Below are 17195 nucleotides of genomic sequence, written 5' to 3'. Positions count from 1 at the left end.
GCGAATGACGCCCCAAGCCGAAAATGCTTTAATGCCCAGCGTTTTTTCCCGCTTTTTATCTGCAGCCAGGGTCGATTCATCGTTTGCCATGCATGCCCCGGCGCCTAACCCATTCTTTTCTCTGGAAATCCAAAAGCCTTGATTCGTCTGCTGAAGTTTTTCGGGTACTCCATTGTCGCCATCGTTTGCGGGCTGCTGCTCGTCCTCAGCGGCGCCTACCTCTACCTTAGTCCGGGATTGCCCTCCGTAGAGGCCCTGAGAAGCATCCAGTTGCAGATTCCTTTGCGGGTCTACAGCAGCGATGAAAAACTGATCGCAGAGTTCGGCGAAATGCGCCGTACCCCCATTCGTTTCGCGGATATTCCACCCAACTTCATCAACGCCCTGCTGTCGGCCGAGGACGATAATTTCGCCAACCACTACGGCGTCGACCCCAGCAGCCTGGTGCGGGCCGCCACGCAATTGGTAAAAAGCGGACACATTCAATCCGGCGGCAGCACAATCACCATGCAGGTGGCGAAGAACTTCTTCCTCACCAGCGAACGCAGCTTTTCACGCAAAGCCACCGAGATCCTGCTGGCACTGCAGATCGAGCGACAGTTGACCAAGGACGAGATCCTTGAGCTGTACGTCAATAAAATCTACCTGGGCAACCGCGCCTACGGCATCGAAGCCGCGTCCCAGGTCTACTACGGCAAGTCGATTCGCGACGCCAGCCTGGCGCAGATGGCCATGATTGCCGGCCTGCCCAAGGCGCCCTCGCGCTTCAACCCGCTGGCCAACCCGGCACGCAGCAAAGAGCGGCGCGACTGGATTCTGGGGCGCATGTACAAGCTGGGCAAAATCAGCCAGAGCGCCTATGAAAGCGCAGTGGCCGAGCCGCTGAACGCCAGTTACCACGTACCGACCCCGGAAGTGAACGCCCCTTATATCGCGGAGATGGCACGGGCCGAGATGGTCGGCCGTTATGGCAGCGAGGCCTACACCGAAGGCTTCCGTGTGACCACGACCGTTCCGAGCGACTTGCAGGAAATCGCCAACAACGCGGTGCATGAAGGCCTGATCACCTACGACCAGCGCCATGGCTACCGCGGCCCCGAATCGCGCCTGCCGGGCAAGACCCTGAGCGCCTGGACCACCGAACTCGGCAAACAGCGCACGATCAGCGGCCTGGAACCGGCCATCGTCACCCAGGTGAAGAAGGACGGCGTGCAGGTACTGACCCGCACCGGCGAAGCGCATGTGGCGTGGGACAGCATGAAATGGGCGCGCCCATTCCTGAACACCAACAGCATGGGGCCGATGCCCAAGCAGCCGTCGGACGTGGCGCAGGTGGGTGATTTGATCCGCGTGCAACGCCAGAAGGACGACAGCCTGAAATTCAGCCAGGTGCCGGTCGCCCAAGGCGCCCTGGTCTCCCTCGACCCGCAGAACGGCGCGATCCGTGCCCTGGTCGGCGGCTTCGCGTTCGAGCAGAGCAACTACAACCGTGCCACCCAGGCCAAGCGCCAGCCGGGTTCGAGCTTCAAGCCGTTCGTCTACAGTGCCGCCCTGGACAACGGCTACACCGCCGCCAGCCTGGTCAACGATGCACCGATCGTGTTTGTCGACGAGTACCTGGACAAGGTCTGGCGTCCGAAGAACGACACCAACACCTTCCTCGGCCCGATCCGCATCCGCGAGGCGCTGTACAAGTCGCGTAACCTAGTGTCGATCCGCTTGCTGCAGGCGATGGGCGTGGGCAAGACCATCGACTACATCACCCGCTTTGGCTTCAACAAGGCGGACCTGCCGCCGAACCTGTCCCTGGCCCTGGGGACGGCGACCCTCACGCCGATGGAAATCGCCACCGGCTGGAGCACGTTTGCCAACGGCGGCTACAAGATCACGCCGTACCTGATCGACAAGATCGAAAGCCGCAATGGCGACACCCTGTTCACCGCCAACCCGCCACGGGTGCCGGGTGATGTGGTCAACGGCGTGGCCGCCAGCGATGGGCTGGCCGCACCGAGCAACGGCGGTATCACCATCGAGCCGACCCCAGGCGTCACGCCAGCGGCGAACCCGAGCGCCGCGCCTGAACCGCAGGCGCCGGCAGTGGCCGAACGCGTGGTGGATGGCCGCACCACCTACATCCTCAACAGCATCCTGGAAGACGTGATCAAGAAAGGCACCGGCCGCCGAGCACTGGCCCTGGGCCGCGCGGACATCGCGGGCAAGACCGGTACCACCAACGAATCCAAGGACGCCTGGTTCTCCGGCTACAACGCCGACTACGTGACCACCGTATGGACCGGCTACGACCAGCCGGAAAGCCTCGGCCGCCACGAGTTCGGCGGTACCGTCGCGCTGCCGATCTGGATGAGCTACATGGGCGCCGCCTTGAAGGACAAGCCGCTGCATACCCAGCCGGAACCGGAAGGCATCCTCAGCCTGCGGATCGACCCGATCAGCGGCCGCGCAGCATCGCCGAGCACGCCGAATGCGTACTTCGAGTTGTTCAAGAGCGAGGACACGCCGCCGTCGATCAACGAGCTGGGCAATGGCGTGGCGCCGGGCAGCCCGCTGCCGGCGGATGAGGCGGCACCGATCGATCTGTTCTAAGCCCATGCGGTCAACCCTGTGGGAGGGAGCTTGCTCCCGATGGCGGTGTGTCAGTCACCAGGTTCATTGACTGACAGTCCGCCATCGGGGGCAAGCCCCCTCCCACATTTGGTTCTGCGCAGGCCTTGGGTTTATAGCCAGACAGCAAAAAGCCCCGACTCGCAAGAGCCGGGGCTTTTGGTTGGTGCGCTACAACGGCTTAGCCGTTGAACACATCATCCACGCTTTGCAGCGGGTAGTTTTTCGGATACGGCAGGGTGGCCACACCGGTCTCGATCGCAGCTTTGGCCACGGCGTCGGAGATCACGCTGATCAGGCGCTTGTCCATTGGTTTCGGAATGATGTACTCACGACCGAATTCCAGCTTGGCGCCACCGTAGGCATCGCACACGTCCTGAGGCACCGGCAGCTTGGCCAGTTCACGCAGGGCGTTGGCGGCCGCCACTTTCATTTCTTCGTTGATGCGCTTGGCGCGAACGTCCAGGGCACCGCGGAAGATGAACGGGAAGCCCAGCACGTTGTTGACCTGGTTCGGGTAGTCCGAACGGCCGGTCGCCATGATCACGTCGTCGCGGGTGGCGTGTGCCAGTTCCGGCGCGATCTCTGGGTCCGGGTTGGAGCAGGCGAACACGATCGGGTTGGCTGCCATGGCCTTCAGGCCTTCAGCGCTCAGCAGGTTCGGGCCGGACAGGCCGACGAATACGTCGGCACCGTCGAGGGCCTCAGCCAGGGTGCGCTTGGAGGACGGATGCGCAAACATCGCCTTGTACTGGTTCAGGTCGGTACGCTCGGACTGGATCACGCCCTTGCTGTCGACCATGTAGATGTTTTCCAGCTTGGCGCCCATGCTGACGATCAGCTTCATGCACGAGATGGCCGCAGCGCCAGCGCCCAGGCAGACGATCTTGGCGTCAGCCAGGGTTTTGCCAGCGATTTCCAGGGCGTTGATCATGCCGGCCGCGGTAACGATCGCGGTGCCGTGCTGGTCATCGTGGAATACCGGAATGTCGCACTGTTCGATCAGAGCCTTTTCGATCTCGAAGCACTCAGGTGCCTTGATGTCTTCCAGGTTGATGCCACCGAAGGTGATGGAAATGCGCTTGACGGTGTCGATGAAAGCCTGCGGGCTCTCGGAATCGACTTCGATGTCGAACACATCGATGCCGGCAAAGCGCTTGAACAGCACGCCTTTACCTTCCATGACTGGCTTGGAAGCCAATGGGCCGAGGTTACCCAGGCCAAGAATCGCGGTGCCATCGGAAATCACTGCAACCAGGTTGCCTTTGCCGGTGTATTTGTACGCCAACTCAGGGTCACGGGCGATTTCACGGACGGGCTCGGCAACGCCAGGGCTGTAGGCCAGCGACAGGTCGCGAGCGGTGGCAGTGGCTTTGGTGAGCTCTACACTCAGCTTTCCTGGACGAGGAAGGGCATGATATTCGAGAGCGGCAGTTTTCAAATCAGACATATCGGCATTCCGCTTTTACTGTTGGTCGACGGACCGCCGAGGATACTCGTGTCGTAAAGCCCCTACAAGACTGGGCAGTCACCGGTGTCAAGCGCCGTACACTACGACTTTCGGCCAAGAGCCACGGGACACAAGGGCTCAACTGTTCACAATCGACTTGAAAAATGTCTACAATTTTTCCTCGAGTGTCGATTTCAACCACTGCAACTGCGCTGGAGTGCCTGCTTAGCCGAGCAAAGCCTGATGACCGAGGCGGGCCTGGGCCCCCGCCAGCCAAATCGCGGGCACAAAAAAGGCGCCCGCAAGGGACGCCTTTTTCAACAGCTGGCAAAAGCCCATAGGGCCTTTGAGCCTTACTCTGCTGGAGTAGCAGGCTTCTTGCCGAAAGCACCAAAGCGATCTGCGAAGCGCTGTACACGGCCGCCAGTGTCCAGAGTTTTCTGCTTACCGGTGTAGAACGGGTGGCACTCGTTGCATACGTCAGTGCCCAGTGGCTTGCACAGGTTCGAACGGGTTTCGAACTTGTTGCCGCAGCTGCAGGTGACTTCGATGGTTTCGTACGCTGGATGGATACCGGCTTTCATGGTGACTTCCTCAGGCTAGCGTGCCGCCACTCGACACCATTGTCGAATACCGCACGTAATTAGGCCGCGGATTCTACCAGACCTTTTTAAACGCGCAAGCGCCGCTCTGCATCGATTCAGCACACCAAAGCCCCTTTCATCCGAAAACCGCGGCATACCCAACGCATCCCTCGTCTGCTAGGCTCCCGCCCTTCGTCATCACCCTCCTTTATAGAGAACCCCTGCGTGCCCGACGCCATTTTGCGCCTAGCCCTGCCCTCGCCCCTGCGCCGCCTGTTCGACTACCGGGCCCCGGCCGGCGTGCTGCGGGCGCAGTTGCAGCCAGGCATGCGGGTGCGGGTGCCGTTCGGGCGCAGGGAAATGATCGGCATCCTGGTGGAGGTGGCCGATCACAGTGAAGTGCCGGCGGAAAAGCTCAAGCCGGCCGTGGCCATCCTCGACACCACGCCGCCGCTGCCGCCGGCGTTGTTCAAGCTGTGCCTGTGGACCGCCCAGTATTACCAGCACAGCCTGGGCGACACCTTGAGCTGGGCGCTGCCGGTGCTGCTGCGCCAGGGCGAGCTGGCCGAAGCACGCCAGGAACGCTTCTGGTCGACGGTGCCCGGCGCCCGTCTCGACGACCCGCGCATCGCCCGCGCCCCGCGTCAGCGTGACGCCCTGGCGACACTGGCGCAGCATCCCCATGGCGTGGCCCATCAGCTCTTGAGCAAGCTGATGCTGAGCAAAGACAGCCTCGACCTGCTGCTCGCCAAAGGCCTGGTGCAGGTCGAGATCCGCAAGCACGCCCCGGACCCGCGCCATGAACACTGGCTGGCCCAACCGGAATTGCCGCTGAACCCCGAGCAACGTGCGGCCTATGAAGCCATTCGCGCAGGTTTTGACTGCTTTCACGCGTTCCTGCTGGCCGGCGTGACCGGCAGCGGCAAGACCGAAGTCTATCTGCAGTTGATCCGCGAAACCCTGCAAGCGGGCAAACAGGCGCTGGTGCTGATCCCCGAGATCAACCTCGGCCCGCAAACCCTGGCGCGTTTCGAGCAGCGTTTCAACGCACGCATCGCCCTGGTGCATTCGGCGGTCAACGACCGTGAGCGCCTGGAGTCGTGGCTGGCGGCGCGGGACGGCGAGGCCGACATTATTATCGGCACCCGCTCGGCGCTGTTCACCCCGATGAAAAACCCCGGGCTGATCATCATCGACGAAGAACACGACGGTTCGTACAAACAGCAGGAAGGCCTGCGCTACCACGCCCGCGACCTGGCCCTGGTGCGGGCGCGTCAGGAAGACATTCCGATCGTGCTGGGTTCGGCCACGCCGTCCCTGGAAAGCCTGCATAACGCCTACACCGGCCGCTATGGCCTGCTGCGCCTGAATGAGCGCGCAGGCGGCGCCAAGCAACCGCGCTTCCTACGCCTGGATGTAAAAAGCCGGCCATTGGACAGCGGTATTTCCGGGCCGATGCAACAAGCCATCGGCCAGACCCTCGCCGCCGGCCAGCAAGTCCTGGTGTTTCTCAACCGTCGCGGCTTCGCGCCGACCTTGCTGTGCCATGACTGCGGCTGGATGTCCGAATGCGAACGCTGCGATGCGCGCATGACCGTACACCAGCGCCATGGCGAGTTGCGCTGCCATCACTGCGGCCATGTGGAACGAGTACCGCGCCATTGCCCGCAATGCGGCAAAGTCGACCTGCGACCGGTCGGCGCGGGCACCGAACGCGCCGAAGAACGCCTGGGCATTCTGTTCCCGGACTACCCGGTACTGCGGGTCGATCGCGACAGCACCTCGCGCAAGGACGCGATGAACCAGTTGTTCGCCACCATCCAGAAGGGCCAGCCGTGCATCCTGGTAGGCACGCAGATGCTGGCCAAGGGGCATCACTTCCCACGGGTGACCCTGGTGTCGATCCTGGATGCCGACGGCGGCTTGTTCTCCGGCGACTTCCGCGCCAGCGAACGCATGGCGCAGTTGATCGTGCAGGTCGCCGGCCGTGCCGGGCGCGCCGAGGAGCCGGGCAAGGTGATCATCCAGACCCACCTGGCCGACCATCCGCTGCTGATCCAACTGACCGAACAAGGTTATTTCGCGTTTGCCGAGCAGGCCTTGAGCGAACGCCGCGCCGCCGGCCTGCCGCCTTTTGCCCACCTCGCGCTGCTGCGCGCCGAGGCGCACAAGCCAGGGCAGGCGGAAGGTTTTCTCGATGAAGCCTGCAGCGCCGCCGAGCGCCTGCTCGGCGAGTTGGGCCTGAGCGGCATCGAATTGCTCGGCCCGGTGCCCGCGCCCATGGAACGCCGCGCCGGACGCTACCGCGCTCAGCTACTCTTGCAGGCAACGTCCCGCGCACCGCTGCATCGGCTGTTAAGTAGCTGGTTACTTGCGCTGGAGCAAATGCCCAGCGGTCGCCAGGTGCGATGGTCGTTGGATGTGGACCCGGTCGACTTGTACTAGCCCTGTAGGAGCGAGCTTGCTCGCGAAAACCCCGAGAGCGCCGCGTAAACCCGAATATCCGCGTTATCGTTGACGATTTTCGCGAACAAGCTCGCTCCTACAGTGGGCAGGATGCCCTTAAAAAGCCCCGCAGGTCTGGAACGGTTGGCAAGCCCGCCCTCGCCACGGATAATGCCCAGTTTTTCCACCTGCGCATCGCGCGCCACCGCTTGCGGTCGAAAGAGAACACCATGAAAGACACCATTCGCCAGCTGATCCAACAAGCCCTCACCCAACTCGTCAACGAAGGTGTGTTGCCTGAAGGCCTGACGCCGGCGATCCAGGTGGAAAACACCCGCGACAAGACCCACGGTGACTTCGCCAGCAACATCGCGATGATGCTGGCCAAGCCGGCCGGCATGAAGCCGCGCGACCTGGCGGAGAAAATCATCGCCGCGCTGCCGGCCGACCCGCAGGTGAGCAAGGCCGAAATCGCCGGCCCGGGCTTTATCAATGTCTTCCAGAACACCGAGGCCCTGGCTTCGCGCCTGGACGCGGCGCTGGCCGATGCCAAAATCGGCGTGCGCAAGGCCGGCCCTGCCGAGCGCGTGGCCATCGACCTGTCGGCGCCCAACCTGGCCAAAGAGATGCACGTCGGCCACCTGCGCTCGACCATCATCGGCGACGGCGTGGCGCGGGTGCTGGAGTTTCTCGGCGACACCGTGATCCGTCAGAACCACGTCGGTGACTGGGGCACCCAGTTCGGCATGCTGATGGCCTACCTGCAGGAAAACCCGATCACCAGCAACGAGCTGTCGGACCTGGAAAACTTCTACCGCGCCGCGAAGAAGCGTTTCGACGAATCCGAAGCGTTCGCCGACCGCGCCCGCGGCCTGGTGGTCAAGCTGCAAGCCGGCGACAAGGAATGCCTGGAGCTGTGGTCGCGTTTCCGCGATATCTCGCTGGCCCACTGCCAGCACATCTACGAACTGCTCAACGTCAAGTTGACCATGGCCGACGTCATGGGCGAAAGCGCCTACAACGACGACCTGATCAACGTGGTCAACGACCTCAAGGCCAAAGGCCTGCTGGTAGAAAGCAACGGCGCGCAGTGCGTGTTCCTCGAAGAATTCAAGACCGCCGAGGGCGAGCCGCTGCCGGTGATCATCGTCAAGGCCGATGGCGGCTACCTCTACGCCACCACCGACCTGGCCGCCGTGCGCTACCGCAGCGGCGTGCTCAAGGCGGATCGCGCGTTGTATTTCGTCGACCAGCGCCAGGCCCTGCACTTCCAGCAGGTGTTCGAAGTGGCGCGCCGCGCCGGTTTCGTCACGCACCCGATGCACATGGAACACATGGGCTTCGGCACCATGAACGGCGCCGACGGCCGCCCGTTCAAGACCCGCGACGGCGGCACCGTAAAACTGATCGACCTGCTGAACGAAGCCCAGGAACGTGCCTACAACCTGGTGAAGGAAAAGAACCCAGAGCTGGCGGACGCCGACCTGCGCAACATTGCCCGCGTGGTGGGCATTGGCGCGGTGAAATACGCCGACCTGTCCAAGCACCGCACCAGCGACTACAGCTTCAACTTCGAGCTGATGCTCAACTTCGAAGGCAACACCGCGCCGTACCTGCTGTACGCCTACACCCGCGTGGCCGGGGTGTTCCGCAAGCTGGGCAAGGACTTCAGCGAAGTGCAAGGGCAGATCGTATTGCAAGCGCCCCAGGAACAGGAACTGGGCGCCAAGCTGGCGCAGTTCGGCGAAGTGCTGAACAGCGTCGGTGAGAAAGGCACGCCGCACATCCTCTGCACCTACCTGTACGAAGTCGCCGGGCTGTTCTCCAGCTTCTACGAGAACTGCCCGATCCTCACCGCCGACGACGAAGCCCATAAGCAGAGTCGCCTGCGCCTCGCCGCACTGGCTGGACGGACCCTCAAGCAAGGCCTGGAACTGTTGGGCCTGGAAACTCTGGAGCGTATGTAAGTTGGCTGCCAAGAAAAAACCTGCACCCAAGCGCGGCGCCAGCCGCTACCAGGCACCGGCGAAGAAGCCCATTCCGGGCTGGTTGTGGATGGCCATCGGCCTCACGGTCGGCGCGTTTATCGTATTTCTGATGAAGCTGGACCCCGGCCAGGGCGATGACGTCAAACGGGTCAAACAGGAGCAGCAAAAAGCCACGAAAATGGCCGAGGCCAACAAGACCGCGCCAAGCCCGACCGCGCCGGTGAAGCCCAAGTACGACTTCTACACCCTGCTGCCGGAATCGGAAGTGATCGTGCCGCCCGACGCCGTGCCGGAGAAAACCCTGCCGACGCCGCAAGTACCGACCACGCCGGTCACCCCGGCGGAAGCGGCCAAAATCGACACGGCACGGGCCCAGGCCGCGCTGGCCGGGATCACCCCGCCGCCACCGCCGCCGGTTGCGACCACCAAGGCGGCGCCGGTGACCAAGTTCTTCCTGCAGGCGGGCTCGTTCCCGAAACAGGCGGACGCCGATCGCGTGCGTGCGCAGATCATCCTGCTGGGCCAGGCGGTCACGGTGGAGTCCGGCACGGTGAAGGAGGCGACGTGGTATCGCGTGTTGGTGGGCCCGTTCAGCAACCGCGAGCAACTGACCGTGGCACAGAAACAATTGGCCGGCGCGGGCTTTAGCAACCTGTTGTTACAACAGCGCCAGAGCCGCTGACCTACAGCCAACACCAATCAAAATGTGGGAGGGGGCTTGCCCCCGATAGCGGTAGATCAGTCAATATTTTCGGCGACTGATACACCGCGATCGGGGGCAAGCCCCCTCCCACATTGGTTTTGGGCGGTTCTCGAGAGGGTGTCAGACCAATAGACACCATTCGTCCGTACCAACCTCCCAAGGTTGAAATCATCCCCGCTACCCCCATATCAGTTCCCACCAGGGCATTTTCGCCCCGCTGCGTGGAGACTCTCCCCTTGACCACCATCGTTTCAGTACGTCGCCACGGCAAAGTCGTCATGGGCGGCGACGGCCAGGTTTCCCTTGGCAATACCGTGATGAAAGGCAACGCGAAGAAAGTGCGTCGCCTGTACCACGGCCAGGTGCTCGCAGGCTTTGCCGGCGCCACCGCAGACGCCTTCACCCTGTTCGAACGTTTCGAAGGCCAACTGGAAAAACACCAGGGCCACCTGGTTCGCGCCGCCGTCGAACTCGCCAAAGAATGGCGCACCGACCGCTCCCTCAGCCGCCTCGAAGCCATGCTGGCCGTTGCCAACAAAGACGCGTCGCTGATCATCACCGGTAACGGCGATGTGGTTGAGCCTGAACACGGCCTGATCGCCATGGGCTCCGGCGGTGGCTATGCCCAAGCGGCAGCCAGCGCACTGTTGAAGAAAACCGACCTGTCGGCCCGCGAAATCGTCGAAACCGCCCTGGGTATCGCTGGCGATATCTGCGTGTTCACCAACCACAACTTCACCATTGAGGAGCAGGACCTCGCCGAGTAAGCCGTAGGCTTATTCCCGCTTGAGGACCGCCAAACATTATGTCCATGACTCCCCGCGAAATCGTCCATGAACTCAATCGCCATATCATCGGCCAGGACGATGCCAAGCGCGCCGTTGCCATCGCGCTGCGTAACCGCTGGCGCCGGATGCAACTGCCGGAAGAACTGCGCGTTGAAGTAACGCCCAAGAACATCCTGATGATCGGCCCGACCGGCGTCGGTAAAACCGAAATCGCCCGGCGCCTGGCCAAGTTGGCCAATGCCCCGTTCATCAAGGTCGAAGCGACCAAGTTCACCGAAGTCGGCTACGTGGGCCGCGACGTCGAGTCGATCATTCGCGACCTGGCCGACGCTGCCTTGAAGCTGCTGCGCGAACAGGAAATGACCAAGGTCAGCCACCGCGCCGAAGACGCTGCCGAAGAACGTATCCTCGACGCCCTGCTGCCACCGGCGCGCATGGGTTTCAACGAAGAAGCCGCGCCAGCCTCGGACTCCAACACCCGCCAGCTGTTCCGCAAACGCCTGCGTGAAGGCCAGCTGGACGACAAGGAAATCGAGATCGAAGTCGCCGAAATGTCCGGCGTCGACATCTCCGCGCCGCCCGGCATGGAAGAAATGACCAGCCAGCTGCAGAACCTCTTCGCCAACATGGGCAAGGGCAAGAAGAAAAGCCGCAAGCTCAAGGTCAAGGAAGCGCTGAAACTGGTGCGCGACGAAGAAGCCGGGCGCCTGGTGAACGAGGAAGAACTCAAGGCCAAGGCCCTGGAAGCGGTCGAGCAGCATGGCATCGTGTTTATCGATGAGATCGACAAGGTGGCCAAGCGCGGTAACTCCGGTGGTGTCGATGTGTCCCGCGAGGGCGTACAGCGCGACCTGCTGCCGCTGATCGAAGGCTGCACCGTCAACACCAAGCTGGGCATGGTCAAGACCGACCACATCCTGTTTATCGCCTCCGGTGCGTTCCACCTGAGCAAGCCAAGCGACCTGGTGCCGGAGCTGCAAGGCCGCCTGCCGATTCGCGTGGAGCTCAAGGCGCTGACCCCGGGCGACTTCGAACGCATCCTCAGCGAGCCGCACGCCTCGCTCACCGAGCAATACCGCGAGCTGCTGAAAACCGAAGGCCTCGCCATCGAGTTCCTGCCGGACGGCATCAAGCGCCTGGCGGAAATCGCCTGGCAGGTCAACGAGAAGACCGAGAACATCGGCGCCCGTCGCCTGCATACCTTGCTGGAGCGCCTGCTCGAGGAAGTGTCGTTCAGCGCCGGCGACCTGGCCGGCGCGCAGAATGGCGAAGCCATCCAGATCGACGCCGCCTACGTCAACAGCCACTTGGGCGAATTGGCGCAGAACGAAGATCTGTCTCGCTATATCCTGTAAGCCTCACACAGCACTGCTTTGCTTCAATGTGGGAGGGGGCTTGCCCCCGATAGCGGTCGGTCAGACAGATGTATGCTGACTGACACACCGCCATCGGGAGCAAGCCCCCTCCCACATTTTGAAGCCGGTTTATTCAGGATCTCATCAATGTCGAAATTTCCTACTGCTGTAAACCTGCACAAAACCTCCAACACCCTCGGCCTCACCTACGGGCCCGACGAGGCCTACCAGTTGCCCGCCGAATTCCTGCGGGTACATTCGCCTTCCGCCGAAGTCCAGGGCCACGGCAAACCGATCCTGCAATTCGGCAAGCTCAACGTGCGCTTGAGCAAGATCGAACCGGCCGGCCAATACGCACTGAAATTGATCTTCGACGACGGACACGACAGCGGATTGTTCACCTGGGACTACCTCTACCAACTGGCCGTGCGTCAGGACGCGCTGTGGGCCGATTACCTCGCCGAACTCAAAGCAGCCGGAAAAACCCGCGACCCGGATCAGTCAGTCGTGCGGCTGATGCTCTAGTCCAGGCTTCTTGCGCTTTAGAGGGCATTTTCTAATTCCATCTGCTTGAATGCCCACTCCTGTGGTCAACGATTGGCCCGCTTGCGAAAAAAATTAAACTCGGGTAACCAATGGAACTGGCAAGTTCCCTGCATTTGACGATGCGGTATCAACGGTCACCCGAGTCGCAGTACCTGGCTTGTGTTGTGTATCGAAACGTGGTGCGCAGCGGTACCCGGTACTCGTCTTTCGGACAATGGAGCGTCGTAGATGAGTAACAAGAATAACGATGACTTGAAACGCCAGGCCTCGGAAAACACCTTGGGGCTGAACCCGATCATCGCGTTACGTAAAAAGGACTTATTGGCCTCAGCGAAGATGGTGCTGAGCCAAGCCATCAGACAACCGTTGCACAGCGTCAAGCATGTCGCCCACTTTGGCGTCGAATTGAAAAATGTGATGTTCGGCAAATCCGCGCTGGTGCCCGAAAGCGATGACCGTCGCTTTCACGACCCGGCCTGGAGCCAGAACCCACTCTACAAGCGTTACCTGCAAACCTACCTGGCGTGGCGCAAGGAACTGCACGACTGGATCGGTGACAGCAACCTGTCGGAACAGGACATCAGCCGCGGTCACTTCGTGATCAACCTGATGACCGAAGCCATGGCCCCCTCCAACACGGCGGCCAACCCGGCGGCGGTCAAGCGCTTCTTTGAAACCGGCGGCAAAAGCCTGCTCGACGGCCTGTCCCACCTGGCCAAGGACATGGTTCACAACGGCGGCATGCCGAGCCAGGTCAACATGGGCGCGTTTGAGGTCGGCAAGTCCCTGGGCACCAGCGAAGGTTCGGTGGTGTTTCGCAATGACGTGCTGGAGCTGATCCAGTACAAGCCGATCACCGAACAGGTCCACGAACGCCCGTTGCTGGTGGTGCCGCCGCAGATCAACAAATTCTATGTCTTCGACCTGAGCCCGGATAAGAGCCTGGCGCGCTTCTGCCTGCGCAACGGCCAGCAGACGTTTATCGTCAGCTGGCGCAACCCGACCAAGGCCCAGCGCGAGTGGGGCCTGTCGACCTACATCGAGGCGCTCAAGGAAGCGGTCGATGTGGTCACCGCGATTACCGGCAGCCAAGACATCAACATGCTCGGCGCCTGCTCCGGCGGCATCACCTGCACCGCCCTGCTCGGCCACTACGCGGCGCTGGGGGAGAAGAAGGTCAACGCCCTGACCCTGCTGGTGAGCGTGCTGGACACCACCCTGGACACCCAGGTGGCGCTGTTCGTCGACGAGCAGACGCTGGAAGCGGCCAAGCGCCACTCCTACCAGGCCGGCGTGCTGGAAGGCCGCGACATGGCCAAGGTGTTTGCCTGGATGCGCCCCAACGACCTGATCTGGAACTACTGGGTCAACAACTACCTGCTGGGCAACGAGCCGCCGGTGTTCGACATCCTGTTCTGGAACAACGACACCACGCGCTTGCCGGCGGCATTCCACGGCGACCTGATCGAACTGTTCAAGAACAACCCGCTGGTGCGCGCCAATGCCCTGGAAGTGTGCGGCACGCCGATCGACCTCAAGCAGGTCACAGCCGATATCTACTCATTGGCCGGCACCAACGACCACATCACGCCGTGGCAGTCCTGCTACAAGTCGGCGCAGCTGTTTGGCGGCAAGGTGGAGTTTGTGCTGTCGAGCAGCGGGCATATCCAGAGCATCCTCAACCCGCCGGGCAACCCCAAGGCGCGCTACCAGACCAGCGACGGCCTGGCGGGCAAGCCGCTGGAATGGCAGGAAAATGCGACCAAGCACACCGACTCGTGGTGGTTGCATTGGCAGGCGTGGCAGGCGGAGCGGGCGGGCAAGTTGAAGAAGGCACCGACGACATTAGGCAATAAAACCTACGCCGCAGCCGAAGCGGCACCGGGGACCTATGTGCATGAACGCTAGAGCACACTTTTTCGGGATTGAAATGAGATCAAATGTGGGAGGGAGCTTGCTCCCGATAGCGGTGTATCAGTCACCAGATCCATTGACTGACCGAACGTCATCGGGAGCAAGCCCCGTCCCACACTGACCTCACTCGGACTGCAATACTTCACAGGGCTTGAGCATGCCGCAACCGTTCATCTTCCGCACCATCGACCTGGATGGCCAGACCATCCGCACGGCGGTACGCCCAGGCAAGTCGCACTTGACGCCACTGCTGATCTTCAACGGCATCGGCGCCAACCTCGAGCTGGTGTTTCCGTTCGTCCAGGCCCTGGACCCGGACCTGGAAGTGATCGCCTTCGATGTGCCGGGCGTGGGCGGCTCGTCGACACCCAAGCGGCCGTATCGCTTTCCCGGCCTGGCCAAGCTCACCGCGCGCATGCTCGATTACCTGGACTACGGCCAGGTGAATGCGGTGGGCGTATCCTGGGGCGGCGCGTTGGCGCAGCAGTTTGCCTACGACTACCCGGAGCGCTGCAAGAAGCTGATTCTCGCCGCGACCGCCGCCGGTGCGGTGATGGTGCCGGGCAAGCCGAAAGTGCTGTGGCTGATGGCGAGCCCGCGGCGCTATATCCAGCCGTCTCACGTGGTGCGTATTGCACCGATGATTTATGGCGGTTCGTTCCGCCGCGATTCGAACCTGGCCGCCGAACACGCGAGCAAAGTGCGCTCGGCCGGCAAGCTGGGTTACTACTGGCAACTGTTCGCCGGGCTGGGCTGGACCAGCATCCACTGGCTGCACAAGATCCGTCAGCCGACCCTGGTGCTGGCCGGGGACGACGACCCGCTGATCCCGCTGATCAACATGCGGATGCTCGCCTGGCGCATTCCCAACGCACAGCTGCACATCATCGATGATGGCCACCTGTTCCTGATCACCCGCGCCGAAGCCGTGGCGCCGATCATCATGAAATTTCTCGAGGAGGAGCGCCTGCGCGCGGTGATTCATCCCCGTCCGGCGGTGTAAGGACCACACCGCCGCGCAACTTGCCGAGAACCGACTATGGTTCTGAATTGGCGTGCCTGTTGATGACTTGACGAAGGAGTGTTGGCTCATGCGAGAACGACCCGTGACGAACCCGGCGCCCACCCCAGCCGTGTTCATCAATGCGCAAAATGCAATCACCGGCCTGCGCGGCCGGGACTTGCTGTCGACCCTGCGCAGCGTCGCCGCCCACGGCTTGCGCAACCCGGTGCATACCGCTCGTCATGCCCTGGCCCTGGGCGGTCAATTGGGGCGCGTGCTGCTGGGCGAAACCGTGCATGAACCCAACCCCCACGACAGCCGCTTCATCGACCCGACCTGGGCCCTCAACCCGCTGTACCGACGCAGCCTGCAGGCGTACCTGAGCTGGCAGAAGCAAACCCGCAGCTGGATCGATGACAGCACCCTGAGCGCCGATGACCGCGCCCGCGCGCACTTCGCGTTCACCCTGATCAACGATGCGGTATCGCCCTCCAACACCTTGCTCAACCCGCTGGCCATCAAGGAACTGCTCAACTCCGGCGGTAACAGCGTGGTGCGCGGCGTGAGCAACCTGTTCGAAGACATGCTGCACAACAACGGCCTGCCGCGCCAGGTCAGCAAGCACGCCTTTGAAGTGGGCAAGACCGTCGCCACCACGCCAGGCTCGGTGGTGTTTCGCAATGAACTGCTGGAGCTGATCCAGTACAAGCCCATGAGCGAAAAGCAGTACGCCAAGCCCCTGTTGATCGTGCCGCCGCAAATCAACAAGTACTACATCTTCGACCTGAGCCCGGCCAACAGCTTCGTGCAGTACGCCCTGAAAAACAGCCTGCAGACCTTCATCGTCAGCTGGCGCAACCCGGATGTGCGCCACCGCGAATGGGGCCTGTCCACTTACGTGGCCGCGCTGGAGGAAGCACTCAACGTCTGCCGCGCAATCACCGGCGCCCGCGAGGTCAACCTGATGGGCGCCTGTGCCGGCGGGCTGACCATCGCCGCGCTGCAAGGCCACCTGCAAGCCAAGCGCCAGTTGCGCCGCGTCGCCAGCGCCAGCTATCTGGTGAGCCTGCTCGACAGCCAGATCGACAGCCCCGCCACCCTGTTCGCCGACGAGCAAACCCTGGAAGCCGCCAAGCGCCGCTCCTACCAGCAAGGCGTGCTGGACGGTCGCGACATGGCCAAGGTATTTGCCTGGATGCGCCCCAACGACCTGATCTGGAACTACTGGATCAACAACTACCTGCTGGGCAAGGAACCGCCGGCCTTCGACATCCTGTACTGGAACAACGACAACACGCGCCTGCCCGCCGCCCTGCATGGCGACCTGCTGGACTTCTTCAAACACAACCCGCTGAGCCATCCCGGTGGCCTGGAAGTGTGCGGCACGCCCGTCGACTTGCAGAAGGTCACGGTGGACAGCTTCAGCGTGGCCGGGATCAACGACCACATCACGCCATGGGACGCGGTGTACCGCTCCACGCAGTTGCTGGGCGGCGAGCGGCGCTTCGTGCTGTCCAACAGCGGGCATATCCAGAGCATCCTCAACCCGCCGGGCAACCCCAAGGCCAACTACGTCGAGAACCTCAAGCTGAGCAGCGACCCACGCGCCTGGTACTACGACGCCAGCCACGTCGAAGGCAGTTGGTGGCCAGAGTGGCTGGCGTGGATTCAAGCGCGCTCGGGCGTACAACGCGAAACCCTCACCGCCCTGGGCAACCAGAATTACCCACCGATGGAAGCAGCGCCAGGCACTTACGTGCGGGTCCGCTGAGCTCAACGATCCTATTTAAGAAGACC

Annotated in this window: 13 protein-coding genes and 1 pseudogene; 10 read left to right on the top strand and 4 right to left on the bottom strand. The window is 62.3% G+C overall.

The window, feature by feature from the left end; translation table 11 throughout:
- The first annotated feature begins 141 nt into the window (after positions 1-141).
- Positions 142-2604 (top strand): penicillin-binding protein 1A, encoded by a 2463-nt coding sequence (locus MOQ67_RS03170; protein WP_370737572.1) that lies wholly within the window; start codon positions 142-144, stop codon positions 2602-2604.
- A gap of 199 nt (positions 2605-2803) precedes the next feature.
- On the opposite strand, the gene MOQ67_RS03165 is transcribed toward MOQ67_RS03170, so the two are convergent.
- From MOQ67_RS03165 to rpmE, 3 genes and pseudogenes are all read right to left on the bottom strand, one after another.
- On the bottom strand, positions 2804-4072 hold the full coding sequence (locus MOQ67_RS03165) for a malic enzyme-like NAD(P)-binding protein (protein ID WP_198718316.1): 1269 nt from the start codon (positions 4070-4072) through the stop codon (positions 2804-2806).
- Between the two features lie 255 nt (positions 4073-4327).
- Positions 4328-4411 (bottom strand): annotated as a pseudogene (locus tag MOQ67_RS03160) (thermonuclease family protein); the annotation flags it as partial.
- 14 nt (positions 4412-4425) lie between these two features.
- Entirely contained in the window at positions 4426-4656 is a 231-nt protein-coding gene (gene rpmE / locus MOQ67_RS03155) for a 50S ribosomal protein L31 (RefSeq protein WP_017849866.1), read from the bottom strand.
- A gap of 225 nt (positions 4657-4881) precedes the next feature.
- On the opposite strand from rpmE, the gene MOQ67_RS03150 reads away from it, so the two are divergent.
- Positions 4882-7101 (top strand): primosomal protein N', encoded by a 2220-nt coding sequence (locus MOQ67_RS03150; protein ID WP_017849867.1) that lies wholly within the window; start codon positions 4882-4884, stop codon positions 7099-7101.
- On the opposite strand, the gene MOQ67_RS03145 is transcribed toward MOQ67_RS03150, so the two are convergent.
- Entirely contained in the window at positions 7098-7361 is a 264-nt protein-coding gene (locus MOQ67_RS03145) for a hypothetical protein (RefSeq protein WP_169884389.1), read from the bottom strand. The two genes, MOQ67_RS03150 and MOQ67_RS03145, sit on opposite strands and share 4 nt — an antisense overlap.
- Here MOQ67_RS03145 and argS point away from each other — a divergent pair.
- From argS to phaC (MOQ67_RS03105), 8 genes are all read left to right on the top strand, one after another.
- Complete coding sequence (gene argS, locus MOQ67_RS03140; RefSeq protein WP_017849869.1) at positions 7332-9068, top strand: arginine--tRNA ligase; 1737 nt, start codon at positions 7332-7334, stop codon at positions 9066-9068. The two genes, MOQ67_RS03145 and argS, sit on opposite strands and share 30 nt — an antisense overlap.
- A 1-nt stretch (position 9069) precedes the next feature.
- Positions 9070-9771, top strand: coding sequence for an SPOR domain-containing protein (locus tag MOQ67_RS03135; protein WP_017849870.1), 702 nt, complete (start codon positions 9070-9072; stop codon positions 9769-9771).
- A 257-nt stretch (positions 9772-10028) separates the two neighbouring features.
- The gene (gene hslV, locus MOQ67_RS03130) at positions 10029-10559 is read left to right on the top strand and encodes an ATP-dependent protease subunit HslV (RefSeq protein WP_010563201.1); all 531 of its coding nucleotides are present in this window, start codon (positions 10029-10031) and stop codon (positions 10557-10559) included.
- A 38-nt stretch (positions 10560-10597) separates the two neighbouring features.
- Positions 10598-11935: an ATP-dependent protease ATPase subunit HslU gene (gene hslU / locus MOQ67_RS03125; protein WP_017849871.1), complete on the top strand. Its 1338-nt coding sequence runs from the start codon at positions 10598-10600 to the stop codon at positions 11933-11935.
- A 147-nt stretch (positions 11936-12082) separates the two neighbouring features.
- Complete coding sequence (locus MOQ67_RS03120) at positions 12083-12460, top strand: gamma-butyrobetaine hydroxylase-like domain-containing protein (RefSeq protein WP_046490835.1); 378 nt, start codon at positions 12083-12085, stop codon at positions 12458-12460.
- A 249-nt stretch (positions 12461-12709) separates the two neighbouring features.
- A complete protein-coding gene (gene phaC / locus MOQ67_RS03115) occupies positions 12710-14389 on the top strand; it encodes a class II poly(R)-hydroxyalkanoic acid synthase (RefSeq protein WP_017849873.1) in 1680 nt (559 codons plus the stop codon).
- Positions 14390-14552: 163 nt separating this feature from the next.
- On the top strand, positions 14553-15398 hold the full coding sequence (phaZ, locus tag MOQ67_RS03110) for a poly(3-hydroxyalkanoate) depolymerase (protein WP_017849874.1): 846 nt from the start codon (positions 14553-14555) through the stop codon (positions 15396-15398).
- A gap of 88 nt (positions 15399-15486) precedes the next feature.
- Positions 15487-17169: a class II poly(R)-hydroxyalkanoic acid synthase gene (gene phaC, locus MOQ67_RS03105; protein ID WP_017849875.1), complete on the top strand. Its 1683-nt coding sequence runs from the start codon at positions 15487-15489 to the stop codon at positions 17167-17169.
- The last annotated feature ends 26 nt before the right edge of the window (positions 17170-17195 follow it).

This window comes from Pseudomonas sp. LY-1, assembly GCF_053502595.1.
The sequence above is the reverse complement of the archived record's forward strand: the minus strand, read 5'-3'. Positions and strand labels throughout refer to the sequence as shown.

What these genes read in the sequence shown, in the direction of transcription:
- rpmE (WP_017849866.1), bottom strand. Translation starts at nt 4,656, where the DNA reads ATGAAAGCCGGTATCCATCCAGCGTACGAAACCATCGAAGTCACCTGC.
- hslU (WP_017849871.1), top strand. Translation starts at nt 10,598, where the DNA reads ATGTCCATGACTCCCCGCGAAATCGTCCATGAACTCAATCGCCATATC.
- phaZ (WP_017849874.1), top strand. Translation starts at nt 14,553, where the DNA reads ATGCCGCAACCGTTCATCTTCCGCACCATCGACCTGGATGGCCAGACC.
- MOQ67_RS03120 (WP_046490835.1), top strand. Translation starts at nt 12,083, where the DNA reads ATGTCGAAATTTCCTACTGCTGTAAACCTGCACAAAACCTCCAACACC.
- argS (WP_017849869.1), top strand. Translation starts at nt 7,332, where the DNA reads ATGAAAGACACCATTCGCCAGCTGATCCAACAAGCCCTCACCCAACTC.
- phaC (WP_017849875.1), top strand. Translation starts at nt 15,487, where the DNA reads ATGCGAGAACGACCCGTGACGAACCCGGCGCCCACCCCAGCCGTGTTC.
- MOQ67_RS03165 (WP_198718316.1), bottom strand. Translation starts at nt 4,072, where the DNA reads ATGTCTGATTTGAAAACTGCCGCTCTCGAATATCATGCCCTTCCTCGT.
- phaC (WP_017849873.1), top strand. Translation starts at nt 12,710, where the DNA reads ATGAGTAACAAGAATAACGATGACTTGAAACGCCAGGCCTCGGAAAAC.